The organism is Mixta sp. BE291 (genome assembly GCF_031457955.1).
Taxonomy (GTDB): Bacteria; Pseudomonadota; Gammaproteobacteria; order Enterobacterales; family Enterobacteriaceae; genus Mixta.
In genome coordinates this window covers 592,837-619,189 of sequence record NZ_JAVDXN010000001.1, presented here as the reverse complement: position 1 = coordinate 619,189, position 26,353 = coordinate 592,837, and the positions used below count along the sequence as shown (strand labels likewise).

Below are 26,353 nucleotides of genomic sequence, written 5' to 3'. Positions count from 1 at the left end.
TCTTCTCGTGCCTGATATGAAGCTTTTTGCTGGTAACGCCACCCCGGAACTAGCACAACGTATTGCCAACCGCCTTTACACCAGCCTGGGCGACGCCGCCGTCGGTCGTTTCAGTGATGGTGAAGTGAGCGTACAAATCAACGAAAATGTACGCGGTGGTGATATTTTCATCATCCAGTCCACCTGTGCCCCTACTAACGATAACCTGATGGAGCTGGTTGTCATGGTAGACGCGCTGCGTCGCGCTTCCGCTGGTCGTATTACCGCTGTCATCCCCTACTTTGGCTATGCTCGTCAGGACCGTCGCGTTCGTTCAGCACGCGTGCCGATCACCGCTAAAGTGGTTGCGGACTTCCTTTCCAGCGTCGGCGTTGACCGCGTGCTGACAGTGGACCTGCACGCAGAACAGATCCAGGGCTTCTTCGACGTTCCGGTCGATAACGTGTTCGGTAGCCCGATTTTACTGGAAGATATGCTGCAGATGGGCCTGGAAAATCCGATTGTGGTTTCCCCGGACATCGGCGGCGTTGTTCGCGCCCGTGCTATCGCGAAGCTGCTTAACGATACCGATATGGCCATTATTGATAAACGTCGTCCGCGCGCTAACGTTTCTCAGGTTATGCATATTATTGGTGACGTGGCAGGCCGCGACTGCGTGCTGGTTGATGATATGATCGATACCGGCGGCACGCTGTGTAAAGCGGCTGAAGCGCTGAAAGAGCGCGGCGCCAAACGTGTCTTCGCCTATGCCACCCACCCGATCTTCTCAGGCAACGCAGCGGAAAACCTGCGTCACTCGGTGATCGATGAAGTTATCGTATGCGACACCATCCCGCTGGCCGACGAGATCAAGGCGCTGCCAAACGTGCGCACCCTGACCCTTTCCGGCATGCTGGCTGAAGCGATTCGCCGCATCAGTAATGAAGAGTCTATTTCTGCGATGTTTGAACATTAATCGCTGACAGGTTGAAAACCGGGCTTCGGCCCGGTTTTTTTTTACCTAAACCTTTGTGCTATCTGCAGATAAGCCTGCGGCGCGTATAGCTAATCCCGCGATCGATTCTGGACAAAACGCGTAAAGTTACAGGCGTTCGCTTTTTACCGCTGCGTTAAGCGCTTTTGACAACCGGCGAGTCGTGATATTTTGCTGCGGTTTTTTATGGGGAAGCGCGTTTATGGCACTTGATGTCTACACACTGTTTATCTGTGAACTCTATGTGCTGGGCTTTCTGAGCATAATCATGATTTTTGCCTGGAGCGGCGCGCAGTACGATCGGGTGCTGGGGTTTACTGCCATGGCGATTGTCGCCACCATGGCCTCGGTATGGCTCGGCAGCCTGCGCGGTCACGGTCATCTGTTTTTGCCGGTGGCGGTCGGCAACACGCTGGTAATGTTGGCCTACGGCATGTGGCTGAACGCGTTCCGGGTGTTTGCCGGGCTGCGGCCAGGATTCAGCTGGCTGTTTGGTGCCCTGCTTTGGGCGCTGCTCTGCTGCTTTCCTTCGTTTTATCACTCAATGCCGAAACGCATTATGGTGAGCTGCCTGTTGTGCATCAGCTATACCGTTGCGCTGATTATGATGTTAACCCGCTCACGCGCCTGCTTGCAGATCACCTTTTGGCCTGCCCAGCTGCTGCTCTGTTTTCATCTGTTTTTCCATCTCTCGCGCATGTGTTTCGACAGCGGCGCACATGGTCACGGCACCGACAGCCCTTTTTCCAGCTACGTTATTCTGGAGTCAACGCTGTTTGTCATCGGCCTGACGTTTACTATTCTGGCAATGGTGAATGAGCGCACGCAGATACGCTACAAGCAGGCTTCGCTGCGCGATCCGCTGACCAGCGTCTGGAACCGTCGCGCGCTGTTTGCTCAGGCAGGCCTCGCCGAGAAAAAAAGTGCGCAAAAGCAACAGCCTCTTGTCGCTTTGGTATTCGACCTCGACCACTTTAAAAGCATTAACGATCGTTATGGTCATAATCAGGGCGATCGGGTATTGCTGGATTTTTGCCGCGTCGCAGAGAACGTTTTGCCTGCGGAATGCACCTTTTCCCGGCTGGGCGGTGAGGAGTTTGCCGCGCTGTTTATCGGCGACGTGGCGAAAGCGCAGAGTTTATGTGAAGAGATCCGGCTGCTGGCGATGGTTTCCCGCCCGGATAATATCGAATATACGGTGAGTATTGGCATTGCCGCCGGACGAACCCACAGTTTTTCATCGTTAATGATGATGGCGGACAAGGCGCTTTACGCGGCAAAAGCGAACGGGCGCAACCGTATTGAGCTGATGACTTCAGCGCCGCAGACCGCGACGCTGGAGAGCCTCAGCGTTTAGTGGGAGTGAGGACGATGGTGTGAGGCGCGACGGCAACGCTGATCGCCACAGTGGCGCAGCCAGTAGTAGCGATCGGCCACTTTTTCCCGGCCGCTCACACGTGCGCCCACCAGCCACAGCAGAGCGCCGATGAAAATACTCAGGATCGCCAGCGGCGTAAACATGGGCGGCAACTGGAGCTGCGGCAGCTCATTCAGTACCGCATAGCTGATGCCAACAATCATGGTCACTAACCCCACCCCCATTAAGCCATTACCGGCAATCATTGCGTTTTTACGTTTCATCCCCTGCCTCCTTTTTGTGGGCTGCACAGCACATACTGTTAAACCATCATAAGCTTAGGAGATGGCCCCGCTGTTCGTTGCGCGCACGATCACACATTTTAACCACTGTTTGACAAATTTTATCGATAAGCCGCTGTATTTATATAGAAAAGATATTATTACCTTGCGTAACTAAATAGGCGACCCGCTTTGTATTCTGCCCCCCAGGTCGCTACACTATCGCCCTTCGGTTTTAAGCAGGAACAACCCCGTGAGTGAGATTAAGCTGATTGTTGGCCTCGCCAACCCTGGCGCCGAATACGCCGCAACGCGCCATAATGCTGGCGCCTGGTATGTGGATTTGCTCGCAGAGCGCCATAATCAGTCCCTGAAAGAAGAGAGTAAATTTTTTGGCTATACCGCGCGGCTTAACGTGGCGGGGAAAGATGTGCGGCTGCTGGTGCCGACCACCTTTATGAACCTGAGCGGTAAAGCGGTGGCGGCGATGGCGACCTTTTATCGTATCGCCCCGGAAGAGATTCTGGTGGCCCATGATGAGCTTGATTTGCCGCCGGGCGTGGCGAAATTCAAGCTGGGCGGCGGACACGGCGGGCATAACGGCCTGAAAGATATCATCAGCAAGCTGGGCAATAATCCCAATTTTCATCGCCTGCGCATCGGTATCGGCCATCCTGGCGATCGTAATAAAGTGGTGGGTTTTGTGCTGGGCAAACCGCCCGCCTCAGAGCAAACACTGATCGATAACGCCGTTGACGAGGCGGCGCGCTGTACGGAAGTCTGGTTAAAGGACGATCTGCTGAAAGCGATGAACCGCCTGCACAGCTACAAGGCGGGCTAATTTTTCGCCTGGCGCATTAACCCGGCAGGTCAGCGATTTTACTGAGCGGCAGCGGCGCGTAAAGGTAGTTTTGCAACGCCCAAACGCCCTGCTGCTCCAGCATCGCCCGCTGCGCCTCATTCTCCACGCCATCCACGATCAGGCGGTTGGTCATCTGCATAATCTGCCGCAGCAGCACCACAAACATCGATTTATGCACGTTTTCGGCAAAAAAGCGCCGGTCCAGCCGCACCGCTTCAAAGATGTGGCTTTGCACCGCATTCAGATTTGCATACCCCGCCCCCAAATCACTCAGCCATAAGATATTCAGCTGTTCGCTCAGCGTACGGATTAACGGGTTATCACCGCCATCGTGCAGATTGGGAAAGGCTTCCGATAGCGACAGGCGTAAAAAAGGCAGATGCTGCAACGCATGGCGAATAAACGCCGACTCGGTAACCCGCTGCGCCAGCGCAAAATCAAGCGTAATTGAGCAGAGCCACTGACGCTGATGCAGCAAAGCGGACATGCTTTCCAGGCTCAGCAGCTGATGGATCAGCATCTCTTCCCGCTGCGCCGTGGAGAGGGAATCCAGCTTCAGCCGACCGAGCACGCTGCGGTATGCCCCCGAGTGCGGCTCATCATAGTGCAGATCAAGCGCAACGATACGCCCGGCAGGCGTATGCAGCACGTCGCACATTATTTCCAGCGGCTGTTGCAGCTTGCTCATAGAAAACGGGTTGCGCCTCCTGCCTCTCGTTACGCCTCATTCTTATTATCAGCAACAATCCGCACAATTGCCGATTTAATACGCGTTTTCCCGCAGGCTGAGGATGAAATCAGCCGCATCCGGGCCATAATTACGTGTATAATAGCGGCAAATTTTTCATGTCATTACCGGCAACGGTTATTGTCCGGTTATCTCAGCAATTAAGGTGATTCAAACATGGGATTCAAATGCGGTATCGTGGGCCTGCCTAACGTGGGTAAATCCACTCTGTTCAATGCGTTAACCAAAGCGGGCATCGAAGCAGCAAACTTCCCGTTCTGTACCATTGAGCCTAATACCGGCGTGGTGCCAATGCCTGATTCACGTCTCGATAAGCTGGCGGAAATCGTTAAGCCGCAGCGTATTATCCCGACCACCATGGAATTCGTGGATATCGCAGGTCTGGTTAAAGGGGCATCCAAAGGCGAAGGCCTGGGTAACCAGTTCCTGACCAATATCCGTGAAACCGAAGCGATTGGCCACGTAGTCCGCTGCTTTGAAAACGACAATATCATTCATGTTTCCGGCAAAGTCGATCCGGCGGAAGATATTGACGTCATTAATACTGAGCTGGCGCTTTCTGACCTTGATACCTGTGAACGTGCCCTGCAGCGCGTACAGAAGAAAGCCAAAGGCGGCGATAAAGACGCTAAGCTGGAGCAGGCGGCGCTGGAGAAATGCCTGCCGCACCTGGAAAATGCCGGTATGCTGCGCGCCCTGGCGCTGGATGAAGACGAGAAAGCGGCCATCCGCTATCTGAGCTTCCTGACGCTGAAGCCAACCATGTATATCGCTAACGTCAATGAAGACGGCTTCGAGAATAACCCTTACCTGGATCAGGTGCGCGCTATCGCGGAGCAGGAAGGTTCAGTGGTGGTGCCGGTTTGCGCCGCCGTGGAATCTGATATCGCCGAGCTGGAAGATGAAGATCGCGCTGAGTTTATGGCGGAGCTGGGCCTGGAAGAGCCGGGCCTGAACCGTGTGATTCGCGCGGGCTATGCGCTGCTAAACCTGCAGACCTACTTCACCGCTGGCGTAAAAGAAGTGCGCGCCTGGACGATTCCTGTCGGCGCCACTGCGCCGCAGGCGGCCGGTAAGATCCACACCGACTTTGAGAAAGGCTTCATCCGCGCACAAACCATCGCGTTTGAAGATTTTATCACCTACAAAGGTGAACAAGGTGCGAAAGAAGCCGGTAAAATGCGTTCAGAAGGTAAAGAGTACATCGTTAAAGATGGCGATGTGATGAACTTCCTGTTTAACGTCTAATTTTGTTGTTTCAGGGATCGCAGTACGATTCCCTGATGCGACAAGCGCTAAAAATCCACGCCTTGGCGTGGATTTTTTTATGGGCGGTGCTTAATGGCCCCAATAGCGGACGTCGCTGACGGTGTGGTTTGTGCATAGTGCGGACGCTGACAGAACGCCTGCGACACACCTTTTATGGCAAATTCAAGCTGTGAGTGAAAACGCTGTTAAAATTGCAGTATATTGCCTTTGCCAGTTGGTACAAGCGGGTTGAAAATCCGGCATTGCAGGAAAGAACGTCTGAGCTTACTTGCTTAATATTCTTAACTTTGGGCATATAACGTTGCTATAGTTTAGCGGCGTTGAAACCCAGCCATGTGAATGGTCATATTAATCAGCCAGGATGGCTCTGTGAAAAATAAAATCCTCTGCCTGTTATCTGCCTTTTCCGCATTTGCCGCTGCAACACAGTCTCCTGATGAAATTGTGGTTGCCGGTGGCAAATATTATGCCGGTAACGTTTTTGGTCAACATGACTATGCAGCACATGCCAACATCACGCTGAATTCTTTCAGGATTATGCGTACTGAAGTTACCTACCGGCTTTATTCAGATATTCAGGAGTGGGCTCTTGAGCGTGGTTATGCATTCGGTGCCGGATGTAACGGAGCTGCTTACGAGGATTGCCTGCCGGCGGATACAGACAACGGCGCACATCCGGTTACCAGTGTTGAATGGTCAGATGCGGTGATTTTTGCTAATGCCCTGAGCGAAAAGGCGGGGCTGAGACCCGTCTATCTCAATAAGCAGGGCGTCCCGGCGCGCGACAGCTCCCATTACGAATTTACACAGGATACTCAGGCTAATGGTTACCGCTTACCCACAATTGAGGAATGGCAGGTTGCCGCCCGTGGAGGAAAGGCCGCCCTGGAAAAGGCTTCTTATGGTTTCAGATTCGCTGGCAGTAACAACGCAAAAGCTGTCGCCTGGTTTCCTGACTTCAACGATCCGCATTTTGGTACTACCCGTGTGAAAAGCCTGCGGCCTAATGCGCTCGGTCTGTATGATATGAGCGGTAACGTGTCGGAATGGGTTGATGCTTTCGATACCCTTTCTGGCGTGAAAATGTATTACTTTTGTGGCGGCAGCTTCTTGTTGCATACGGGCAGTCTGACCAGCTGCGACACGCACAGCGCCGGCTATGCCCTGCCGGACACCGGCTTCAGACTGGTGCGGAAATTTTGAAACTGAAGATTCCTTTTATAATGTTGGCGGCCATGCTGATAAGCCTTCCGGCTTCATCACAGTCAGACACCCATATTTACCTGAAGAAAGGGCTGAACAGCATTGATTTGAATGATGACGGCATACTTGACTCTGTCTTTTCCGCCACTTACGACAATAATACGTCTCATCCCAGTGAAACCCTCAACATCTTTATCAGACAAGGACAAAACTGGTTTATTGTCCCGGTCCCGGACGACGATGGCTTTACCTGGACAGATTTAAGACTGTCAGCATCGACCCTTAAGGTAAGCGGCACAGAACTTCACTGCTATAAAAAACGGGTTTACCTTATCAGGGCTGTCAAATATGCCGGCAGCTCTGGTGATGGAGACCTTACCGATAAATCGCGTGTTAGGTTTTCACGATTCCGTCTGGAGGAAAATAACGACGATCCCGGGACGTCTGTTTTTTACTGGGATCCCGCGGGGATTTATCTCACTGAACAAACTTTTGATGAAGTGAATGAAGCTTTTCAGATTCTGGACATGGAGAAATTTCGTTGAAACGTATCACAGGGATTTTGCTTTTTTTCCTGCCGTTCTGCTGTCATGCGGGGGGCAAAAATCAGTATCATGTTCTGATACAGCAGTCGCTTAATCAGCAGTCTCTCTGCCTGGGGGAGAAGCAGTGGCCGGTTTCAATAAGAGCAGGCACCGACCGGTGGATTAATGCAAAAATGGAGGCGCTTGCCGATGCTGGCCTGATTACCTCTCATGTGAAAGCAGGAAGGAAAATCTGGGAGCTAACCCCTTACGGGCAAGCTTCGTTCACTAAATATCATGATTTCTGCTATGGAACCATGCGCGTCAGAGCCATAAAGGCTGTCTCGACAGATAACGCAGGCGTTACCGATGTGACCTTTACCTATTATATCCGTGCCCTGCCCGCCTGGGCGAAAAATCACTCAGTGCGCGTTGCCAATACCGATCTCGATAATTTAGTCATGGGGGTTGATTCAGTGCGTTATCAGGCCCAGTTTAATACCGACACTCAGGGAAATCTTCGGCTTATCAGTGAACCTGAACAGCTTGATTTACTGTACTAGCAGATGGGTCTGAAACAGGTTTTGGGACTTACCATTTTGTAAGCGACTTCTTTTAATCATGTAAAGACTGACATTGCAGCAATGCCCCCACGCCGGAGCTGGCTGTTCTTAACAGCTTCAGCAGCGGTTATATTTTCAAAGCCTGTATCTGGTGCTTACCTTTAAGTCAGAACCTATCCTGACAGTACAGGGAATAATTTGTCTGGTGCGAAAAAAGTTTAAAAGGAGTTACGGAAGATGAACGTTTCCATTGGTGTTCTTGCAGGTATGGGCCCCCGCTCTACTGCCCCCTTCATTGATATGCTTGTGACTGACTGCCAGATCAAATATGGCGCAAGATACGATATGGATTTTCCTAAAATGCATATTATCTCGTTACCTACACCTTTCTGGCCCGGCAAGGAAATTGATGATAAGGCGATGATCGCTACCTTGAAACGGGGTATATCTGAACTCGTCCAGGCAAAAGTCAGTTTGATTGCCATTCCGTGTAATCTTGCACACTGCTACTTTGCTGAAATGCAGGAAGCGAGCGCAGGTATTCCACTGCTTCATATTGCAGACTGCGCTCTGGAGTCGATGCCTGCAGAAGCAACCAAAATAGCTATTCTGGCTACAAAACCAACACTTGAGGCGGGCTTTTACCATGACCGCTTAAGGGCTGCAGGCAAAGTGATTATTGATTTCCCAGAGCTGCGTGAAATGACGACATCGCTTATCGGGCTGGTTAAAACTAAAGGTTTTCTCGATAAAGATGTTCAGTCAGCGTGGCAGAATATAATGGCGGTAATCGAAAACAATAAGGTGGAAGCGCTTCTGATTGCCTGTACAGATCTTAGCCCTTTGATAACTGAAAAACCCTTGAGCTTTGTTATCGTGGACACAGCCTCAAGTCTTTCCAGAGCAACGATTACACGCTTCAGACAATTTTCTGAAGGCGGTTAAAAGCGTTAATTATAATATCTGCCTGCCAAATGTCTGCTGCTCACTCTTTCCAAACCGGCTGCCCGTAGCGGGTCGCCGTTAAATTCAGTAGTAACTTCCGCATTTTCCTCTTTGTTTCACCCTTTCCCTTATATTTCCCTGCCACAACGGATCATTACGTCACAAGCTGGCGAATTAAACACTTTATTAACATTTTCATTGCGGCTGATGAAGAATAATCTTATTAATATTTAATCGCTTATCGCCCATAGCCTCGCTGCGGGTAAATAAAAGCAATTAAAAGGATACCTTATGACGACGAAACCCGCCGCTGAAGTTTGTGCGGCACCGGGTCTGTTCCAGACGCTAAAATCCTTTCCGGCGACGGTCCATGCGTTGCTCTTTTTTACGCTCGTCATACGTTTCAGCTATTTTATGGCCTGGCCGTTTATCGCCGTGATCATGACGCAGAACTACCATATGTCGCCGATCGCCATTGGCGTGGCGATGACCAGCAGCGCGCTGTTCTCGGTGGTGCTCGGTATGTATGGCGGGCAGATTTCGGACAGGCTGGGACGCCGCGTTATTCTTTTGCTGGGTTGTGCGTTTTCCGCCGTAGGCTATATCACCCTGGCGCAGGCAACCGGAATGGGCCTGTTTATCATCGGCCTGATGATCATTGGGGTTTCCTTTGCATGGGTAGATCCGCCGCTGCGCGCACTGATGAGTGATTTGCTGGGTGACCGTCGTCGTCGTGCCCTGGCCCTGCAAATGCGTTACTACCTGATCAACGTCGCGGCGGTATTTGGCCCGCTGGTGGGGATCATGTTTGGCCTGACATCGCAAAAAGGAACATTCCTGATAACCGGGCTCTCCTATCTGCCTTTTTTTGTCTACGTGCTGCTGTTTATTCCTGCGGGTAAACTGCTGGGTGAGGAACAGACCGGCAGCGAGCCGACGCTTAAGCTGCGCCAGGTGGCAGGCATTATCGCCAGGGATAAAACCTACCTTGCGGCGCTGCTGTGCAGCATTTTGTGCAGCGTGGTTTTTATCCATTACGAAGCCATCCTGCCGCAGTATCTCCTTTTACTTGACGGCAACGCGGCGGTTAAGTTGATTACCCTGATCCTGGTCACTAACGCCTGTACCGTACTGGTATTCCAGACTTTTATTATGCGATTTCTGACACGGGCCTCCCTGCCAAAACGCATTCTTCTGGGCGGCATGATTTTCGCGTTATCGCAGCTTTGTTTTTTTTCCATACGTTCGACAGAAATTTGGCCCTGGCTGATGGTCACCGGGGTGTTCAGTCTGGGGGAAGCGATTCTGATGCCCAACCTGAACATTTTACTCGATCAGCTGGCACCGGCAGCGCATCGTGGTGCCTATTTGGGTGCCTCCATGCTGTCGACGCTGGGGATCGCTGCCGGGCCGTTAATCGGTGGTGTGATGCTGGCGATGACCGGCGCAGGGGTATTTATCTGCACCGCATTGCTCAGTCTCTTGTTATGCGCGATCGTTTATGCCTGCCGGATTAGCATGCTGACACGTTTGCAGGACTCATAATAAAAGCCCAGGCATATTCATTCCGTTGACCAGGAAATGCCATAGCCATTGCCAGCGCTGAGAACCTGAGCAAACCCGGCTGGGCCTAAATGCATACCAGCAATGAGTAGCTTTTCTCTGACCGCCTGTTCCAGAACGTTTTTCCGCGTCTCTTCGGCCAGCGCGGGATCGCAGTCAAACAAAATGGAAACGGCCGGTCGGGCCAACTGAATATGAGGGTAATGGACGATGTCTCCCCATATTAATAAGCTTTGTCCACCCGAATCAATGCGAAACCCTGTATGGCCCGGCGTGTGGCCCGGTAACCATACCGGAAGAATGCCGTCGGCGATGTTTTCCCCGTTAAAAAAGCTCACCTTCGGCGCATAAGCCTGTAACGTTTGGCGCACCAGCCTGAAATTATGTTGCCCGCGCTCATTGGCTATTTCCCGTTTTTTATCATCCCACCAGTGTTCCGCTTCACGAGGATGCAGAATAATTTCAGCATATTTATAGACTGGCTGTTTTTCAGCATCGAGCAGGCCGCCAATATGGTCCGGATGGCAGTGGGTCAATAAGATAGTGTCTACATCGTCAGGGCTGACCCCAGCTGCTGCAAGGTTTGCTTTGAGCTGCCCTCCCACGTTGTTCAGCATCCCTGCGCCGGTATCAACCAAAATCGTCCTCCCCCGCCCGCGAATAAGATAGCAATTTATATGAATATCGCCGGCCTCAGCGATCCCGGCATAATGCTGAATAACGCCTGCATCCGTTGGTTCAATACCGGACAAGAGATCCAGACTGGCGGCCATGTTGCCGTCGCTCAGCGCGGTGATCTGAAAATCGCCAATCTGACGAAATGGAAAAACAGGATGGTTCATAAATGCCTCAGGATCAGTTTCATGACATTGGTAAAGAGGGGATGAACATTTTTTCGTTCTGCGCCGAAAATTTCACAGCGCAGAGCGCTGCAACTGCGATGTAAAAGGTTCATCAAATAAGCCTGCTCAGTGACTTTTATGCATGCTACAAGCTGCTTTTACCGCGTTAAAACGATAATATGTCACGTATCGATGACATTAAATCAATGTAGCTAAATCAGATGCCCTGAGAAAGGGAAGGTTTTATGCGCAGAAAGCTACCCAGCAGCACTTCCCTTCAGGCCTTTGATGCCGCCGCGCGGCACGGCAATTTTGCGCGCGCAGCAAAGGAGCTGTCGCTGACAGAAGGCGCTATTAGCCGTCAAATTGCGCGTCTTGAATCCTTGCTGAACTGTCGTTTATTTGACCGCACGGGAAGCCGCGTAAAGCTTAATCCTGTGGGTGCACGTTACGCGCATCACGTCCGTGAAACGCTCGAACGACTCGAAAGAGATACGCAATACATCATGGGCATGCCTGAAGGTAATAAGAGTCTGGATATTGCCGTCCTGCCGACCTTTTCCAGTCGATGGCTTATTCCCCGCCTGAACAGCTTTAAAGCGCTACATCCGGATATCACCTTGAATATTGCGGCCAGAACGGATCCTTTCATTTTGTCCGGAAGCGGCTTTGACGCCGTCATTCACTTTGAACATCCCGCATGGACAGGCATGCGTATGCAATTCTTGTTTCAGGAAAAACTGGTGCCGGTGTGCCACCCTGCACTGTTAATAGATAAAGACGTCAATAAACAGTTAAACGAACTGCCGCGGATTCATCGTCGACAGAATCCGGATGCCTGGCATCGCTATGCGCAGGAAAGAGAGATAATCCTTGATAATCCGGCTCAGGGCGTTCGCTATGATCTTCATGAAATGGCAATAGCCGCCGTAATGGCGGGGCAAGGCGTAGCACTGGTACCACGCATGTATATTGAGAATGAATTGAGTAGCGGCATGCTGGTTTCACCCTGGCCGGTATCAGCAAACCTGAGCAAAAATTTCTGTTTAGTAAAGCCCTCGGAAACAGGAATAAATGAAGCGGCGGTAGAGGATTTTGAACGCTGGTTGCTGGCTGAAATGAATAGCCCTGCAGACGTGCTGATTTAACTATGTTTAGCGCTAAAAAGCATAATGTTATGTCTGCTTCTCGCCTGTATAAGATAAGCATAATCCTGTTCTCTGCATCACTGAGATGACAGATAACAATGCTGCCCTGGAATAAAAGCGGAAAACGATTAGGAGATAGCTCAGGTTAGCGGCCAAAAATTCGAATAGCCTATGCACGTCTTTAATTGAGACACGGGAAAACGCCTTTTATAAAATCGACCTTTATCGATCCAGGCGCATAAGGCGATGCCGTCTTCATATTCAAGCACAACCATGGTTTTTCTTCTTTTTCGACGCCGAACGATTGTGCCTATCAGCATCATGTTGATACCTTTATTGACAACGCTTTGTCATCAGCAGATCTGTTTAACAGCACCGACCTGACGATAAATTCGTTACTCTTCCTGAGGTCTGCGATATCTGGCTGAATTTTTCCATATACCCGCATTCCTTCCAGCATCATAAAGATGCTCATTGCCATTACCCTTGCCTCTTCATCCATTCTGAAGACTTGCTGTGCCTGCCCCTTAATTAAAATTTTCTCCAGTTGGTTAATTATGCTGTGAAATTTATATACAACCTTGTCTTTGACCTGTTCATCGCCGGGTAAAAGCTCGCTGGCAGCAGCAATGGTAAAGCAGCCTTTCTCCCCACCAGGAGCAGAGGATAATAGCGCTGCAAATTCGAGCGTTTCACGCAGTGCCGCTTCTGGCGATAAATCAGCATCTCGTTTTATGCCTCTTGAAACGCCTTCATCCATATATTGCTGCAAGGCAGCGAGGTAGATAGCCCGCTTATCTGGGTAAAGTTTATAAATGCTGGCGCTTGCCAGGCCTGAGGCTTTCATCAGGTCAGACATAGAGGTTGCCCGATATCCTTTCTGCCAAAAGCATTCAAGCGCTGTGTTGAGAAATTCTTCTGGATCGAACTCTCTGGGTCTGCCTGGAGCGGGTTTCATATGCTTCTCCTCAGTTGAAAATCAATTGTAGATCGTCCAATCTACAATTGAAAAGATTATTTTTACTTATCTTGTAAACTCAACCTGGCTGCCCTTTATATATGCCGTGCGTCCGCTTCAGCAGTATCCACAGCATTAAGGGCAGCATAACGATTTGTGCGGGAACGTTCTGATTGGTTTTTTAGCTATAGCCTGTTCAGCAGCGCTGTCTGGCTGCGGTCTGATACAGCATGATCAGAGGCGGTCCTTCGCAAGGTTTGCGTTATACAGGGCAATGAATAAATGTCGTTCGGGCCGCAGGACTGTGTGTCCACCGAACGACCGGTTTATTTACCTGATTTCACTAACATCTGCTCAGCAGCCTTGAGATGCTGCTCAACCACCGGCGTGTGTGCGTCGGCCAGCGCCTTCACATCTGCATCCTGGAGCTTTTTGGCATCGCTTTGCAGCGTTGACAACACCTTCCGGTGATCTTTGGTGCCAGCGTTTTCCATATACATCTTGTCAAATTCTTCGCCGCTCTGCTTTTCCAGCGTGGCGGCCATGGCTTTGTGCTTAGCATCCGGCTCAGTGGGTAGTGTCACCCCCTTCTGCTGGGCCACCGCCTCTACTTTGCTCAAGGCTCCACCGTGATCGTCAATCATCTTCTGAGCATATGCTTTGACTTCACTGCTTTGGGCCTTGCTTAACGCGATCTTAGCGGCAGCGATTTCATTAATATTGGCCTGCGCCATGTCCTTTATCGCCTTTTCATCACCGGAACTAAGTTTGGCGCTCGATCCGCTTTGAGCTGCGGCGTCATGCTGTGCGGCGTGGGTTGGCGTCTGGGCTTGCACGCCAACGGTGCTGAGCATAGCGGCTACCGCTGATACAACGAGCAGTCCTTTTAAGGTTTTATTCTTTTGCATGTTGTTCTCCTGAAGGTCGTAGGGAGTGTAGATGTCAGGTCATTAACCGGGCGCAGCCTCGTCTGTAAATGACTACTGCAATGGTTAGTATAGTGAATGATTCGAGCCAGCGGTTTACGTGATGGCTCTCAACGGATGACGGCAGGCCATCACGAAAGCAAACAAGCGGAAATGGCATAGCGCGGAGCAGGCGTGCGCGTCCGGCTGTCTTGTGCCACAAGCAAACGTTGAAATATCAGTGGAATTGTTGCGTGATGAAACAGATGACGGATGTATCTGTCTCTCGTAAGGTAAATGATGATTTTAAAGACACGTTTTGCGGTGAATTACCCGAAGGTTTTATTGTAATCGCCCGCGAATATCATATCCCTCACGGACAGGAGTAATATGTGCTGACAATATGGGGAAGGAAAACGTCATCAAACGTGCAGGCTTTGATGTAATGTGCAGGCATATTATCAACGTCTTACCTCCCGGCAGGCTTTTCGCGAACATGTCATGATCTCATATGATGAGCTAAGAGCTTAAGCGGCATAACCGGCCTTAACGTACCCCACCGGTGACGCCCCGATACCTATTTGGCAACGCTTAGCAGCTGCTGCGCCAAATAGCGCAAATCCTCTTTTGCCGCCAGAAAGCCTGATGTAGTGGGATCAACGCTAAGTATATCGGCATAGCCATTCACCGCAGCGCCAAGCAGGCGGGCAATGCGCTCAGCCTCAACTTTTCGATAAAGCCCCTGGCTAATGCCTGCGGCCACGATGCTTTCTATCAGCTTAATCCAGCGGTTCATGTTGTTCATGGCCAAATCGGCATAGGCGGGATCGTGCAGGGCCTGCGTCCAGACTGAATTGTACAGCAGCCAGTCGGCATCATGGGTGGCAGGCAAACTGGTAATAAAGGTATCAAGCGCGACATCAGGCGCAAAATCAGCGATAGCCTGTTTAAAAGCATCCAGATCGGCCTGCATAAAACGCTCAACCGCCTCCAGCCTGAGCGAACCCCAGTCGCGGAAGTAGTGATAGATATGGCTACGTGAGATACCGACATGTTCAGTAAGTTCTCTCGTGGTCACTTTATCAATGCCTTTATCAATAAAAAGCGCTATCGCCCCGTCGAGAATTTTTGTCCGAAGATTTTCGGCTGGCATATTTTTCATCATTCCCCTGGATTGACTTTGAGCAACCGCTCAAATAGACTGATTTTCGATTTTGAGCAACCGCTCAAGACTACCATAAACAGAAGTTAACCATGCATACCTTTAAAACGCCAGCGGCACCTGCAGCTGCACGCAGCGCCCTTCAGACCCTGAAAATGTTAGGCCGTCGACATCGTAAAAAGCTGCTGCTTACTTTTCTGCTGGTCATTGCCGAGAACGTGACCTATCTGCTTTACCCGTTACTGGCGGGGTTTGCCATTAATGCCATTCTTTCCGGGCAGGCGCTGCACGCTATGTTATACGCAGGTATGGTTTTTACTATGTGGGCGATTGGCGCGGCACGACGCAGCGTAGATACCCGTACTTTTGCCCGCATTTACGCCGAGCTGGCGGTGCCGGTGATCATGACTCAACGCAGTGAAAACCACGGCGCATCAACTATCGCGGCACGCGTGACCCTTTCGCGTGAGTTTGTAGATTTTTTTGAGAAGCATCTGCCGGTGCTTATCACCTCCGTGGCGTCCATTATCGGTGCCGCTGTAATGCTGCTGGTCATTGAGTTCTGGACCGGCGTGGTCTGTATCGCGATCCTCATTTTCTTCGGCTGCTTTCTGCCCGGCTTCACGCGTAAAAATGAAGCGCTGTTTGTGCGTCTGAATAACCGGCTGGAAAAAGAAGTAGGCTTTGTCAGCAGCGCCAGAGCGCCTTCGCTGGCGAAGCATTACGGCGTACTGGCCGGGCTGCGCATCCGCCTTTCCGATCGTGAAGCGATAGGTTATCTGGCGATTGGTTCAGTGATCGCACTGCTGTTCGCCATGACCCTTATCAATATGGCGTTAAACGGCGTCAGCGACGCCGGGCATATCTATTCGGTGATGACCTATATGTGGATGTTTGCCATGAGTCTGGATGATGGCCCGCAGCTGCTGGAAAAATATTCTCAGCTCAAAGATATCGGCCGCCGCGTCAATACCGGGCAGATCTGAGCATCACATACAGCCCTACTCTTTCCCGCTTAATTATCGGACATTTCAATGCCGTAATTCTTTATTGCAAGGCCTGTGTTTGCCTGGGTTATCGCCCTGTTTATCGTGCTGGCAGGCGTGATCGCCATTCCGCAGTTGCCGGTGGCGCAGTATCCTTCGGTGGCACCGCCCAGCGTCAGCATCACGGTGACCTATCCCGGCGTCACGCCTGAAACCATGAATACATCGGTGATTTCACTGATTGAGAGAGAGATCTCAAGCGTTGACGATATCCTCTACTTTGAGTCCTCAAGTGATACCTCAGGCTCTGCCAGCATCACCATTACCTTTAAACCCGGAACGGACATCAAGCTCGCTCAGGTTGATGTGCAGAACAAAATCAAGGTGGTTGAATCCCGGTTGCCGCAAACCGTGCGGCAAAACGGTCTGGATGTGGAAGCGGCCAACTCCGGCTTTCTGATGATTGTCGGGCTGCGCTCACCCACCGGTCAGTACTCAGAACAGGATTTGAGCGACTACTTTGCGCGTAACGTTTCTGAGGAGCTACGGCGCGTGCCGGGCGTCGGCAAAGTTCAGCTGTTTGGCGCAGAAAAAGCGATGCGCGTCTGGCTGGATCCGATCAAACTGTTTAACTATAAGCTTTCGATCAGCGACGTCACCACCGCGCTGAGCCAGCAGAACGCGCAGGTTTCGCCGGGCAGAATCGGTGATGAACCGGCGCAGCCCGGACAGTCTGTCACCTGGCCGCTCACCGTACGCGGACAGCTCAGTTCGGTAGACGATTTCCGCAACATTACGCTAAAGGCGCTGAGTAACGGCTCGCGCGTGCGACTGGCTGACGTGGCGCGCGTCGAACAGGGTCTGCAAAGCTATGCGTTCGCTATTCGCGAAAATGGCCATGCGGCCACCGCCGCCGCGATCCAGCTGATGCCCGGCGCCAATGCCGTCAGCACCGCTGCGGGCGTGCGCGCTCGGCTGAATGAGCTCTCAACGGTGCTGCCGCAGGGCATGGCGTTTTCGGTGCCGTTTGATACCGCGCCGTTTGTGAAGCTGTCGATTGAGAAAGTGATACACACCTTTTTTGAAGCCATGGTGCTGGTCTTTCTGGTGATGCTGCTGTTTCTGCAGAATTTGCGCTACACCTGTATTCCGGCGGTAGTCGCGCCGGTGGCGCTGCTGGGCACGTTCACCGTAATGCTGATAAGCGGGTTTTCCATTAACGTACTGACGATGTTTGGCATGGTGCTGGCTATCGGCATTATCGTTGACGATGCGATTGTTGTGGTGGAAAGCGTTGAACGTCTGATGGCGGAAAAAGGGCTGTCACCGAAAGAGGCGACGCGCGAAGCGATGCGCGAAATCACGCCAGCGATTATCGGCATCACGCTGGTGCTTACCGCGGTATTTATTCCCATGGGATTCGCTACCGGCTCGGTCGGCGTCATCTACCGCCAGTTTACGCTCTCGATGGCCGTTTCCATTCTGTTCTCGGCTTTCCTTGCGCTGACCATGACGCCCGCGCTGTGCGCTTCGCTACTAAAGCCGATTACGCAGCACGGTGAGGAAAAGAAAGGCTTCGCAGGCTGGTTTAACCGCCGCTTCAACGCCCTGACCACCCGCTATGAGCGAGGCCTGCACGCCACGCTGCGCCGCAGCGGCCGCGTCATGCTGATTTATGCCACGCTGTGTGCGGTAATTTTTGCCGCCTACTCGGCGCTGCCCTCGTCCTTTCTCCCCGACGAAGATCAGGGTTACTTTATGACGTCGATCCAGCTGCCCTCCGATGCCACGCAGGAAAGAACCCGCTATGTGGTCGATCGGCTGGAAAAAACCATCATGGCAAGGCCCGGCATTAACAGTAATCTCTCGATCTTTGGTTTTGGTTTTTCCGGCTCCGGTCCGAATACCGCGCTGGCTTTTACCACGCTGAAAGACTGGGACGAACGGCAAGGCGCGACCGCTGATGGCGAAGCAGCCTTTGTCCAGACGAAAATGAGTAGCGACCCCGCCGCCACGGTAATGAGCCTGATGCCGCCCGCGATCTCCGATATGGGCACCTCTTCGGGGTTCGACCTTTACCTCGAAGATCGCGCGGGTCATGGCTATGCCGCATTGTTGCAGGCGGCCACAGAACTCACGGCAAAGGCCAACCGCAGCAAAGTCGTCAGTGACGTTTACATTGAGGGTTTGCCTGCGGGCGTAAGCGCCAATCTTGACGTAGACAGGGAAAAAGCGCAGGCGATGGGCGTCAGCTTTGATGAAATCAATCAGATGCTCTCCGCCGCGATCGGCTCAAATTACGTTAATGACTACGTGGATAACGGGCGTGTGCAGCAGGTTATCGTGCAGGCGGATGCCGCTTACCGTATGCAGCTGGCAGATTTGCTCAAACTCTACGTCAGGAATGCCTCGGGCGAGATGGTGCCGCTGTCGGCGTTTGTCACGGCAAACTGGTCGCAGTCGCCGCAGCAGCTCAACCGTTATCAGGGCTATCCGGCAATTAAAATCACCGGCAGCACCGGCGAAGGTTACTCCAGCGGCGCCGCGATGGCTGAAATGGATAAACTTGCGTCCTCCCTGCCGACAGGCTATTTCGCTGAGTGGACGGGCGCCTCGCTACAGGAGCGCAGCACAACGGCGCAGATGCCGCTGTTGATAGCCTTATCCATTCTTGTGGTTTTCCTGGTGCTTGCCGCGCTGTATGAGAGCTGGTCAGTGCCGCTCTCCGTGATATTGGTGGTGCCGCTGGGCATGGCTGGCGCGCTGCTGGCGGTATTTATCGCGGGTATGGCTAACGACGTTTTTTTCAAAGTCGGTATGATTACGCTCATCGGCCTTTCGACCAAAAACGCCATCCTGATCGTGGAGTTTGCCCGGCAGCTTTATGCGCAGGGTAAACCGCTGCTTGAGGCAACCAGGGAAGCGGCGCGCTTACGTCTGCGCCCTATCATCATGACCTCACTGGCTTTTACGCTTGGCGTGGTGCCACTGATGCTGGCGACCGGCGCGAGCGAGAGCACACAGAATGCGATTGGCACCGGCGTGTTTGGCGGGATGATCAGCGGCACGCTGCTGGCGATTTTCTTTGTGCCGGTATTCTTTGTGATGATCACATCCGCTGTGCAACGGCTTAGCGGCTGGTTAAAAAAGTAAATCAGGCAAAAAGCACTGATGCTTGAGAACCGACTTATTGATGCCATGATCCATTCAGACACCGAGACGCTTGATGCGCTTATTGCTGACTCACTGATATTCATCAACCACGTTGGGCAGAACGTCACCAAAACCCAGGATTTGGCGATGCATGCTTCCGGGCTGATTCATATCCAGTCGATGACGCGGGAAAGCTTCCAGGCTTGTGAATATCGCGACTGTCTGGTGGTGGATACATGCATATCAATTACCGGAACCTATGCCGGTCAGAGCGCAAACGGTCGGTTTCATCATTTACGTACTTGGGCTGTGACCGGCGAACAGTGGCAGGTTGTGGGCCTGAAAAGCTCTGTGGTTTGCGATAGCTGAGCAGGCGCCGGGAGCGCCCTTTCGTCTTATCGAAGGCTAAGATTGTGCTTTACGCTAATGGCAAACGGTATGCCTGGCGACCGTCCGCTTTGTGCCAAAGCGGACGTTGTTACAGCAGCTTGTTTTAATCAGTCGGGGACTGTTCAAGGATTTAATGTTCCTTCACGCTGTTTAACACGTGAACTTACAGACATGTTGTAATGTCCTGAAAGGTTACTATCAATAATGAAGTCCTGTTCATGAATTCAGATACGGCAACGTGATCTGCTCCCTGACAACTAACACATGATTACGTTAGCCTTTTTCAGTAACTGCAGAAAGGTTATCGATATCCGCTCTTGGCTCACAGGGGATCACCCTACACAATCCCTGGCTTAATGAAACATCCCCCGGAGCGTTACTTATTCAAGAATGCCTCAACCGCGCTGGAGAACCGTTCTGGCTGATCGAGCATGATAAAGTGAAAACTGTTATCAATACGCGTGAAATGAATATCCGGTGCAGCGACATAGGCTTGACGGTACATCGCATCCACGCCAGCGGCGGGCACCCCGAACAGGGCATCATAGGCGTAGACGATCTCAATCGGCGCTTTGATGCGCCCAAGCTCCGGACGCAAGTCGGTAATCATCAATTCATATACGGCATCGGCAACGGTTTTGCGATCGGAATTGATCCCCGCAGCGACCAGAGCAGGCCTCACCGCTTCGGTTTTGGCTAAGCGGGCTACGGATGTATTCTGAGATGCTAACCTTTGCTCTGGCGACTGCGCCAGCAGCCAGTCCCGCGTAGCCGAGGCTTCGCGTACAGCCGTTTCGCTGGTCGCCGCAGGGTCAATCATCAACGTATAGAACGGTAAGGCATCGACTATCATCAGGCGACCAATCTGGTCGGGATAGCGGGCACCCAGCATCAGGGCAATTTCCCCGCCGAGAGAGTGGCCAATAATCGCCGGTGCGTTGAGGTGCTGACTGCGAATGTATTCAGCGATGGCATCAACTGCCGGAGCAATAACCTTTCCATCCGGGGTGGAAATGGCAGGTGTGCTGGCAAAGCCCGCGAGTTCTACCAGATGAATGCGGTGGCGCTTACGTAAATCTGCTGCTAAATCAGCCCAGACTTCGCGAGACGAGGCCAGTCCCGGAATCAATATCACATCCGATCCTGAGCCTTGCGTCTGTACAGAGATACGCTGCGAGTTTAGCTGTTCTGAGGCTACAGACGGTGACTGAGCTGTGGACGCCGAGACGCAGAGTGACGTCAGTAAAAGCGTTACTACGATCGTGGCAAAGCTATTTGTAGTATGCATCAGACTTCCTTATTTACGCTAAGCGGTATGAGAGTAACAGGCAACGCGCTCGGCCGCGAATCACCAATGCATGTGCATAACGGTCAGTCACCAACAGTAAGGTCCGTTTTTCGCTCAAAGCGGACATCAGCCTTCACGTAGTCCGCTCTGTGTCAGAAGCGGGCATTGTCGTTGCGAACTCATGCTCAAATAGTGACGTGTGTTCTTAAAAACGATAGTGCACACCTGAATGCCTGGTTTTTCAAACTTACACAATCAATTATTCCAGCCTCATTTAGGTAATGGCATAATCAGGCTGGCGAAAGTGAGGGTGAAAATGGATAACACATCTAAAAATCAGATAGTAGATAGCGACATTGCACGTTTATTGCTTAAACACAGAAAGGCTCGCAACTTGACCGTAACTGAGCTTGCTCAACGATCGGGCGTCAGTCAGGCTATGATTAGCAAGGTTGAACGCGGTACCTCCAGCCCCAGTGCAACGATACTGAGTCGTTTAGCTAACGCGATGAATATTACGCTATCAAAACTTTTCGCAGAGCTTGAGCACCATCAGAACTCACTGGTTCTCTTTGCTCATCAGCAACAGCATTGGACGGATAAGCAATCAGGCATTACCCGCTGGTCTCTTTCCCCGGCGGGGGCAAGCCCCGAACTTATCAGAGTTGAAATACCTGCAAAGGGGGAGCTGACGATACCCGCTTCCGCGAATGAACATCTTTCCGGGCAAACACTTTGGATGCTGAGTGGCAGCCTTGATTTTCGCGTCAATCATCAGACCCATCATTTACGCGCCGGTGACTGTCTTGCCCTTACCTTCGCAAGCGAGTACCAAATGAGCAATCCTGATAAGGAACAGAGCTGTTCTTACATCGTCGCTTTCAGCCAAAAAAATCAATGATATTTCTCTGCCACAACGATTACGCCTTATTCGCTCTTCTTAGATGCAACAGCGGGTATGGCCTTCCCTGATTATCCTGCCCGGAACGCCCCGATACCTGAAAACCCATATGCTGATAAAACCCTACAGCCTGCTGGTTTTGTTCATTTACATCGACGCTTAGATCTGGATGCAGCGCCAGTGCATGTGAAATCAAGCGTTTGCCGACGCCAAGTCCGCGAGCAGCCGCATCGACAAAAAGCGCCTCCAGATGACCATCATGCAAAAACATGAATCCCAGTGGCTGGTCATCCTGAGTTGTTGCAACCCATACAGGCGTTTCTGAAAAAAAGCTGACAACTTCTTTTTCGATTTCTTGTCGATCAGGAACTGTCAGAAAATCGTGCGTGGCCTCTACTGAACGCTTCCAAATCTGGATGATTTCTGATGCTTCAGATGGTCGTGACATTCTGATTTTTAACATTTTTCAACCTTCAAGCGATCTTTACATTGTGTATTAACGTACAAAATAAGCGCGCTTAAATTTACTATAGTGAAATTAAATTCACAATAGTAATTCAACCATCATACCTTTTATTCCTTATGCGTTGTGCTGCCACGCTGGTTGGCCTGAACCTGTCCATCATCTGCGACAGAGATCCTGCTCTTTTTAGAACAAACGTCCGCTTTTCGCTGTGCTAATCAGTGGTGATGTGGTCAGGCTGGATAGTACGTTTAGCCAGTTTCTTTTGCAGTATGATGACCATGACAGGAAATCCAGATGCGGCTACGGCGCTTACCATCAACAATCCGTTTAGGTTTTGCGTGGTTATTTCCTGGTCAGGCAGTAATAAGGAAGACAAAAAGAACGCGAGCGTGGTTAGCAGGTACATGATTGCTGTCTGTAGCGAGGAAAAACTGGCGCGTTGTTGATCTTCAGGATACTGAACGGCAACCGCCGAAGCGGAGACCAGTCGGCTATATGAGGCGCCAAGGAATAAGGTGATAAACAGAAATGTATTATCATAGCCCATCGCAGGAATCAGCAAACTTGCTACGAATAATAGCGTTGACGCTGTTGCAAGCGTCAACGAAGAAAAACGCAATGTCAGCACACCGGTTATTTTTGTCGAGAGATAACCGGCAATCCCGCCACTCAGGAACAATAACGGTAACAGGCCTGGCTGTGCGCCCATATATTGCGCCATTAATGGCGTTAAAATGGGAACAATCAGCATAGAACTAAACTGTACCAGGGCAGTAAAGGAGGCGAAAAGCAAGGTTTGAGCATTAATCGCCAGCTTAGCCTTCACGCCTGAGGGAATTTTATCGTTAGGGAGGAAAAATACGATTAACGGTAAAGAGATCAGGCAAAGTGCACTGATTAACCACAGCGCCTTATGCCAGCCATAATGCGTGCACAAAAACAAGATAGCAGGCATGCCGACAATACTCACCAGCGAAAAAGACGCAATCACCGTCGCCAGTATTTTCCCCCGTAAATTGGCTGGGGCATGATTGATTAAAATACTCATCCCCACGCCCATTGTCGTCCCGCCTACCAATCCTGCGCAAAATCGTAATACCAGAAGCGTTGCAAAATGCGTGGTGAGTGTGGACAAAACGGTTAGCGCTGCCAGCAGCACCATATTTTTGAGCAAGAATTGTTTTTTATTAAACCGGCCAATGCAATAAAAAGCAGCAATGCCAGAAATCACCGCGCCCAGCGTATACATCCCGGAGACATAGCCAGAAAATGATAACGGAACTGAAAACTCGTCTGCCATAAAAGCAAAAACCGGCGTAAACGCCATATACTCCAGCGCATTAGTGAACTGGATGAAAGCCATTACAATGGCCATTCGCATAAGGGCTTTGTGATTAAGTGTTTGTGTGGTTAGTGGCATAGCAAGCAACCTATGGATGAAAGATATCCGAGCTTAGCTGCTATCAATTCCGTTTATAATAGCGTAAAACTGGCAATCATTATTATCATAAGTGGGATAGTTAATGCGTTCAGCGCTGGATTTTAACACCCTGAAAGTGTTCGTTGCTGCGGTTGAACAAGAGAGTTTCGTTGGGGCAGCGAGAGTCCTTGAAATGCCGACATCGAATGTCAGTCGTTGTATTTCTCAGTTAGAAGAAAAACTGAATCTTCAGCTTATTGAGCGCAGCACCCGCCATATGAAACTTACTCAGGCGGGGCACCTACTCTATACCCGATCTAAGCCGTTACTGGAGGCGCTTGCGCAAACGGAAACAGAACTCACCCTGCGGCAAATGCAACTGAAAGGCCCATTACGTCTCTGTATTCCCAATGAGCCAGGCCCTGCATTGTTGGGTTCGGTTATTGCCGATTTCGCCTGTCAGTACCCGGAGCTGGAGATCAGCTGCGTCACCAATTTATCCGGTTTCGAATCCCTGCGGGACGATCTGGATTTAGCGGTCATTATTACCCGTGGTCAAATGGATGACAGTGACTATATAGCCCGTCATCTGATGACTATCCCTTGTACCATTGTTGCAGCGCCCTCCCTCATTGAGCGTTATGGCACGCCTTCTCATATCCAACAATTTGAAGAATTACCCTGTATTACCACGGTAAGCGCACTGAAAGGTATGCCCTGGCAATTTGTTAATAAAAAGGGAGGGATCGAAACAATTAAGGTTAAGGGGCATTATCGGGTAAACAGCGGCGAGATGGCGGGACGCGCTGCGGTGGCTGGCGTCGGTTTTGCCATTCTGTCGCAACAGGGCTGCCAACCTTATATTAACGACGGGCGGTTAATTGAAATTACGTTTGAACAATCGCCCGCCCCCTTGCAATTGTTCGCACTTTATTCAAATCGGCGCTACCTGCCCGCTAAAACCAGAGCGCTGATTGATTTTATGCATCAGAAATTGAGCGATATTTCCTTAGCAACATGACCGGACTTAAATTCAATACACAACGCAGGGGTAAAAAAGCCCGCATGTAGCGGGCTTTGGTTACGACATACTTACTCGTTCGGGTTCTGTTACTCCAACCAGAGACGCCAGTGGAATGTTGAACATTTTATGCAAATTGCGGATCATCGGCAGCGTCAGCGCGCGCTTATTGTTTAGCACCTCATAGACGCGGTTTTGGCGTCCAATCGCTGGCACCAGGTCTTTCGCCGTCAGCCCCATCTGTTCCATGCGGAACTTAATCGCCTCTACCGGATCGGGTGCTTCAATCGGGTAGTGTTCCTGCTCGTATTTTTCGATAATCAGGATCATTACCTCCAGAAAATCTCCGGCTTCACTCCCCGGCTCCGGCTCATTGTCAAATAGCGGGGATACAGCGGCCAAAGCGGCCTCATAATCTGCTTCGTTGTGAATCGGTTTGATTTTATAAGTCATCACATATCCACCATGTTTGCGTCTGTCTTGTCGTATTCAGCGTGCGTTCCAACAAACTTGATGTAGACCGCCTGAAACCTGTACGCCACTGCGACAATCAGACGGTAGTGGTTACCCTTAATATCAAACACCACCCGATTGTTGCTCAGAAAATCTGCTGTCCTGTAATTGTCTTTAATGTCCTGTGGGGTTTTCCATTGGGCCTTACTGACTTCATCTACCCATGCTCTCAGGGGTTGCTCCGCCTGATTATGTATTTCCCAGAACCGCTTGAGAGATGCGGTCGATATAATTCGCACTGGCTTTCCTTGCTGTTCCGTGGTGGGACTAACATAGCAGTCCCATGGTGGGACTGCAAGACTTCAGAAGCTACTTTGGTTAACTGGCTAAACACATACCGCTTACTTACAACAGGCATGCTATGACAGACTTCGCTTCGTGCTATTACATCTGCGGTTTCTGGACAGTAACAGGCGAACTCAGCACGCGCAGGAGAAGCCAGCCACAGCAGTGGATTCATTTTCCTGTTGCAGCGGAAGGCCTTCGTCTACCCAGCCGGTAAGGCCGCCGATCATCTCTTTTACAAAGAATCCCAGGCCAGCCAAACGAACGGCCGCACGATGTACACCGTTACAGTGCGGACCTGCGCAGTAAACAACGAACAGGGTGTCGCGTGAATAATCGGCCATCCGCTCCGGCGTAATCGAACGTGTTGGAATGTTGATCGCCCCTGGCACGTGCGCTTTTAAAAAGGCTTCCTGGCTTCTCACATCCACCAATACATAGTCGGTATCGCCCTGCTTCTGGCTGTGATAAACATCGGAACAGTCGGTTTCAAAGGCTAAACGACGGCTAAAATGCTGCAAAGCTTCAGCCGGTGTGGCTGGCGCAATCTCACTGATTAAACTCGGCATAATTTATCTCTCCTGTCTGAATGTTTGTTGATTGTATGCAGCCGCATCAGACTGATAA

27 protein-coding genes are annotated in these 26,353 nt (G+C 51.1%); 15 read left to right on the top strand and 12 right to left on the bottom strand.

From position 1 onward, the window contains the following. The first annotated feature begins 7 nt into the window (after positions 1-7). Together prs and J2X14_RS02995 are read left to right on the top strand one after the other, a co-directional pair. Positions 8-955 (top strand): ribose-phosphate diphosphokinase, encoded by a 948-nt coding sequence (gene prs, locus J2X14_RS03000; RefSeq protein WP_352409721.1) that lies wholly within the window; start codon positions 8-10, stop codon positions 953-955. Between the two features lie 220 nt (positions 956-1,175). Continuing rightward, positions 1,176-2,330, top strand: coding sequence for a GGDEF domain-containing protein (locus J2X14_RS02995; RefSeq protein WP_352409720.1), 1,155 nt, complete (start codon positions 1,176-1,178; stop codon positions 2,328-2,330). Here the strand turns inward: J2X14_RS02995 and ychH are convergent. Beyond that, positions 2,327-2,614, bottom strand: a complete 288-nt coding sequence (ychH, locus tag J2X14_RS02990) for a stress-induced protein YchH (RefSeq protein ID WP_352409719.1) — start codon at positions 2,612-2,614, stop codon at positions 2,327-2,329. The two genes, J2X14_RS02995 and ychH, sit on opposite strands and share 4 nt — an antisense overlap. A 250-nt stretch (positions 2,615-2,864) precedes the next feature. On the opposite strand from ychH, the gene pth reads away from it, so the two are divergent. Next, positions 2,865-3,452, top strand: a complete 588-nt coding sequence (gene pth / locus J2X14_RS02985) for an aminoacyl-tRNA hydrolase (RefSeq protein WP_249894395.1) — start codon at positions 2,865-2,867, stop codon at positions 3,450-3,452. A gap of 16 nt (positions 3,453-3,468) precedes the next feature. Here pth and J2X14_RS02980 read toward each other — a convergent pair whose 3' ends face one another. Continuing rightward, the gene (locus J2X14_RS02980; RefSeq protein ID WP_352409718.1) at positions 3,469-4,161 is read right to left on the bottom strand and encodes an EAL domain-containing protein; all 693 of its coding nucleotides are present in this window, start codon (positions 4,159-4,161) and stop codon (positions 3,469-3,471) included. A gap of 216 nt (positions 4,162-4,377) precedes the next feature. Between J2X14_RS02980 and ychF the strand changes: the two genes are divergently transcribed. The 6 genes from ychF to J2X14_RS02950 all read left to right on the top strand — a co-directional run bounded on the left by ychF (position 4,378) and on the right by J2X14_RS02950 (position 10,270). Then, positions 4,378-5,469 (top strand): redox-regulated ATPase YchF, encoded by a 1,092-nt coding sequence (ychF, locus tag J2X14_RS02975; protein ID WP_352409717.1) that lies wholly within the window; start codon positions 4,378-4,380, stop codon positions 5,467-5,469. 390 nt (positions 5,470-5,859) lie between these two features. Then, positions 5,860-6,693: an SUMF1/EgtB/PvdO family nonheme iron enzyme gene (locus J2X14_RS02970; RefSeq protein ID WP_352409716.1), complete on the top strand. Its 834-nt coding sequence runs from the start codon at positions 5,860-5,862 to the stop codon at positions 6,691-6,693. Further along, a complete protein-coding gene (locus J2X14_RS02965; RefSeq protein ID WP_352409715.1) occupies positions 6,690-7,238 on the top strand; it encodes a carbapenem self-resistance protein CarG family protein in 549 nt (182 codons plus the stop codon). Before J2X14_RS02970 ends, J2X14_RS02965 begins: the two co-directional genes overlap by 4 nt. Beyond that, positions 7,235-7,780 (top strand): SEN1982 family lipoprotein, encoded by a 546-nt coding sequence (locus J2X14_RS02960; RefSeq protein ID WP_352409714.1) that lies wholly within the window; start codon positions 7,235-7,237, stop codon positions 7,778-7,780. The genes J2X14_RS02965 and J2X14_RS02960 overlap by 4 nt, the downstream gene beginning before the upstream one ends. A 237-nt stretch (positions 7,781-8,017) precedes the next feature. Further along, the gene (locus J2X14_RS02955; protein WP_352409713.1) at positions 8,018-8,725 is read left to right on the top strand and encodes an aspartate/glutamate racemase family protein; all 708 of its coding nucleotides are present in this window, start codon (positions 8,018-8,020) and stop codon (positions 8,723-8,725) included. Between the two features lie 291 nt (positions 8,726-9,016). Beyond that, positions 9,017-10,270: an MFS transporter gene (locus J2X14_RS02950; protein ID WP_352409712.1), complete on the top strand. Its 1,254-nt coding sequence runs from the start codon at positions 9,017-9,019 to the stop codon at positions 10,268-10,270. 17 nt (positions 10,271-10,287) lie between these two features. Here the strand turns inward: J2X14_RS02950 and J2X14_RS02945 are convergent, their stop codons facing one another. After that, positions 10,288-11,130 (bottom strand): MBL fold metallo-hydrolase, encoded by an 843-nt coding sequence (locus J2X14_RS02945; protein WP_352409711.1) that lies wholly within the window; start codon positions 11,128-11,130, stop codon positions 10,288-10,290. A 245-nt stretch (positions 11,131-11,375) separates the two neighbouring features. Between J2X14_RS02945 and J2X14_RS02940 the strand changes: the two genes are divergently transcribed. Beyond that, a complete protein-coding gene (locus J2X14_RS02940; protein ID WP_352409710.1) occupies positions 11,376-12,278 on the top strand; it encodes a LysR substrate-binding domain-containing protein in 903 nt (300 codons plus the stop codon). A gap of 319 nt (positions 12,279-12,597) precedes the next feature. Here the strand turns inward: J2X14_RS02940 and J2X14_RS02935 are convergent, their stop codons facing one another. From J2X14_RS02935 to J2X14_RS02925, 3 genes are all read right to left on the bottom strand, one after another. Continuing rightward, complete coding sequence (locus J2X14_RS02935) at positions 12,598-13,236, bottom strand: TetR/AcrR family transcriptional regulator (RefSeq protein WP_352409709.1); 639 nt, start codon at positions 13,234-13,236, stop codon at positions 12,598-12,600. Between the two features lie 326 nt (positions 13,237-13,562). Further along, positions 13,563-14,144 carry a DUF4142 domain-containing protein gene (locus tag J2X14_RS02930; protein WP_352409708.1) on the bottom strand — a complete coding sequence of 194 codons (582 nt, stop codon included), beginning with the start codon at positions 14,142-14,144 and terminating at the stop codon, positions 13,563-13,565. A 574-nt stretch (positions 14,145-14,718) separates the two neighbouring features. Beyond that, positions 14,719-15,294 (bottom strand): TetR/AcrR family transcriptional regulator, encoded by a 576-nt coding sequence (locus J2X14_RS02925; RefSeq protein WP_352409707.1) that lies wholly within the window; start codon positions 15,292-15,294, stop codon positions 14,719-14,721. 101 nt (positions 15,295-15,395) lie between these two features. Between J2X14_RS02925 and J2X14_RS02920 the strand changes: the two genes are divergently transcribed. The 3 genes from J2X14_RS02920 to J2X14_RS02910 all read left to right on the top strand — a co-directional run bounded on the left by J2X14_RS02920 (position 15,396) and on the right by J2X14_RS02910 (position 19,811). Next, positions 15,396-16,289 carry an ABC transporter six-transmembrane domain-containing protein gene (locus tag J2X14_RS02920; protein WP_352409706.1) on the top strand — a complete coding sequence of 298 codons (894 nt, stop codon included), beginning with the start codon at positions 15,396-15,398 and terminating at the stop codon, positions 16,287-16,289. A 63-nt stretch (positions 16,290-16,352) separates the two neighbouring features. Further along, entirely contained in the window at positions 16,353-19,442 is a 3,090-nt protein-coding gene (locus J2X14_RS02915; protein ID WP_352410127.1) for a multidrug efflux RND transporter permease subunit, read from the top strand. A gap of 18 nt (positions 19,443-19,460) precedes the next feature. Then, positions 19,461-19,811, top strand: a complete 351-nt coding sequence (locus J2X14_RS02910; RefSeq protein ID WP_352409705.1) for a nuclear transport factor 2 family protein — start codon at positions 19,461-19,463, stop codon at positions 19,809-19,811. 397 nt (positions 19,812-20,208) lie between these two features. Here J2X14_RS02910 and J2X14_RS02905 read toward each other — a convergent pair whose 3' ends face one another. Continuing rightward, positions 20,209-20,967, bottom strand: a complete 759-nt coding sequence (locus tag J2X14_RS02905; protein WP_352409704.1) for an alpha/beta fold hydrolase — start codon at positions 20,965-20,967, stop codon at positions 20,209-20,211. Positions 20,968-21,436: 469 nt separating this feature from the next. On the opposite strand from J2X14_RS02905, the gene J2X14_RS02900 reads away from it, so the two are divergent. Further along, on the top strand, positions 21,437-22,021 hold the full coding sequence (locus tag J2X14_RS02900; protein WP_352409703.1) for a helix-turn-helix domain-containing protein: 585 nt from the start codon (positions 21,437-21,439) through the stop codon (positions 22,019-22,021). 19 nt (positions 22,022-22,040) lie between these two features. On the opposite strand, the gene J2X14_RS02895 is transcribed toward J2X14_RS02900, so the two are convergent. Then, positions 22,041-22,484 (bottom strand): acetyltransferase, encoded by a 444-nt coding sequence (locus J2X14_RS02895; protein WP_352409702.1) that lies wholly within the window; start codon positions 22,482-22,484, stop codon positions 22,041-22,043. 214 nt (positions 22,485-22,698) lie between these two features. Beyond that, positions 22,699-23,907, bottom strand: a complete 1,209-nt coding sequence (locus J2X14_RS02890; protein ID WP_352409701.1) for an MFS transporter — start codon at positions 23,905-23,907, stop codon at positions 22,699-22,701. A 103-nt stretch (positions 23,908-24,010) separates the two neighbouring features. On the opposite strand from J2X14_RS02890, the gene J2X14_RS02885 reads away from it, so the two are divergent. Next, complete coding sequence (locus tag J2X14_RS02885; protein WP_352409700.1) at positions 24,011-24,928, top strand: LysR family transcriptional regulator; 918 nt, start codon at positions 24,011-24,013, stop codon at positions 24,926-24,928. Positions 24,929-24,988: 60 nt separating this feature from the next. Here the strand turns inward: J2X14_RS02885 and J2X14_RS02880 are convergent, their stop codons facing one another. The 3 genes from J2X14_RS02880 to J2X14_RS02870 all read right to left on the bottom strand — a co-directional run bounded on the left by J2X14_RS02880 (position 24,989) and on the right by J2X14_RS02870 (position 26,295). Beyond that, positions 24,989-25,381: a helix-turn-helix domain-containing protein gene (locus J2X14_RS02880; RefSeq protein ID WP_352409699.1), complete on the bottom strand. Its 393-nt coding sequence runs from the start codon at positions 25,379-25,381 to the stop codon at positions 24,989-24,991. Further along, positions 25,381-25,680: a type II toxin-antitoxin system HigB family toxin gene (locus J2X14_RS02875; RefSeq protein WP_352409698.1), complete on the bottom strand. Its 300-nt coding sequence runs from the start codon at positions 25,678-25,680 to the stop codon at positions 25,381-25,383. Before J2X14_RS02875 ends, J2X14_RS02880 begins: the two co-directional genes overlap by 1 nt. A gap of 180 nt (positions 25,681-25,860) precedes the next feature. Beyond that, entirely contained in the window at positions 25,861-26,295 is a 435-nt protein-coding gene (locus tag J2X14_RS02870; RefSeq protein WP_352409697.1) for a rhodanese-like domain-containing protein, read from the bottom strand. Between the last annotated feature and the right edge of the window lie 58 nt (positions 26,296-26,353).

Coding starts and splice junctions, on each gene's coding strand:
- J2X14_RS02995 (WP_352409720.1), top strand. CDS start 1,176: ATGGCACTTGATGTCTACACACTGTTTATCTGTGAACTCTATGTGCTG.
- ychH (WP_352409719.1), bottom strand. CDS start 2,614: ATGAAACGTAAAAACGCAATGATTGCCGGTAATGGCTTAATGGGGGTG.
- J2X14_RS02980 (WP_352409718.1), bottom strand. CDS start 4,161: ATGAGCAAGCTGCAACAGCCGCTGGAAATAATGTGCGACGTGCTGCAT.
- ychF (WP_352409717.1), top strand. CDS start 4,378: ATGGGATTCAAATGCGGTATCGTGGGCCTGCCTAACGTGGGTAAATCC.
- J2X14_RS02955 (WP_352409713.1), top strand. CDS start 8,018: ATGAACGTTTCCATTGGTGTTCTTGCAGGTATGGGCCCCCGCTCTACT.
- J2X14_RS02950 (WP_352409712.1), top strand. CDS start 9,017: ATGACGACGAAACCCGCCGCTGAAGTTTGTGCGGCACCGGGTCTGTTC.
- J2X14_RS02945 (WP_352409711.1), bottom strand. CDS start 11,130: ATGAACCATCCTGTTTTTCCATTTCGTCAGATTGGCGATTTTCAGATC.
- J2X14_RS02940 (WP_352409710.1), top strand. CDS start 11,376: ATGCGCAGAAAGCTACCCAGCAGCACTTCCCTTCAGGCCTTTGATGCC.
- J2X14_RS02935 (WP_352409709.1), bottom strand. CDS start 13,236: ATGAAACCCGCTCCAGGCAGACCCAGAGAGTTCGATCCAGAAGAATTT.
- J2X14_RS02930 (WP_352409708.1), bottom strand. CDS start 14,144: ATGCAAAAGAATAAAACCTTAAAAGGACTGCTCGTTGTATCAGCGGTA.
- J2X14_RS02925 (WP_352409707.1), bottom strand. CDS start 15,294: ATGCCAGCCGAAAATCTTCGGACAAAAATTCTCGACGGGGCGATAGCG.
- J2X14_RS02920 (WP_352409706.1), top strand. CDS start 15,396: ATGCATACCTTTAAAACGCCAGCGGCACCTGCAGCTGCACGCAGCGCC.
- J2X14_RS02910 (WP_352409705.1), top strand. CDS start 19,461: ATGCTTGAGAACCGACTTATTGATGCCATGATCCATTCAGACACCGAG.
- J2X14_RS02900 (WP_352409703.1), top strand. CDS start 21,437: ATGGATAACACATCTAAAAATCAGATAGTAGATAGCGACATTGCACGT.
- J2X14_RS02895 (WP_352409702.1), bottom strand. CDS start 22,484: ATGTTAAAAATCAGAATGTCACGACCATCTGAAGCATCAGAAATCATC.
- J2X14_RS02890 (WP_352409701.1), bottom strand. CDS start 23,907: ATGCCACTAACCACACAAACACTTAATCACAAAGCCCTTATGCGAATG.
- J2X14_RS02885 (WP_352409700.1), top strand. CDS start 24,011: ATGCGTTCAGCGCTGGATTTTAACACCCTGAAAGTGTTCGTTGCTGCG.
- J2X14_RS02880 (WP_352409699.1), bottom strand. CDS start 25,381: ATGACTTATAAAATCAAACCGATTCACAACGAAGCAGATTATGAGGCC.
- J2X14_RS02870 (WP_352409697.1), bottom strand. CDS start 26,295: ATGCCGAGTTTAATCAGTGAGATTGCGCCAGCCACACCGGCTGAAGCT.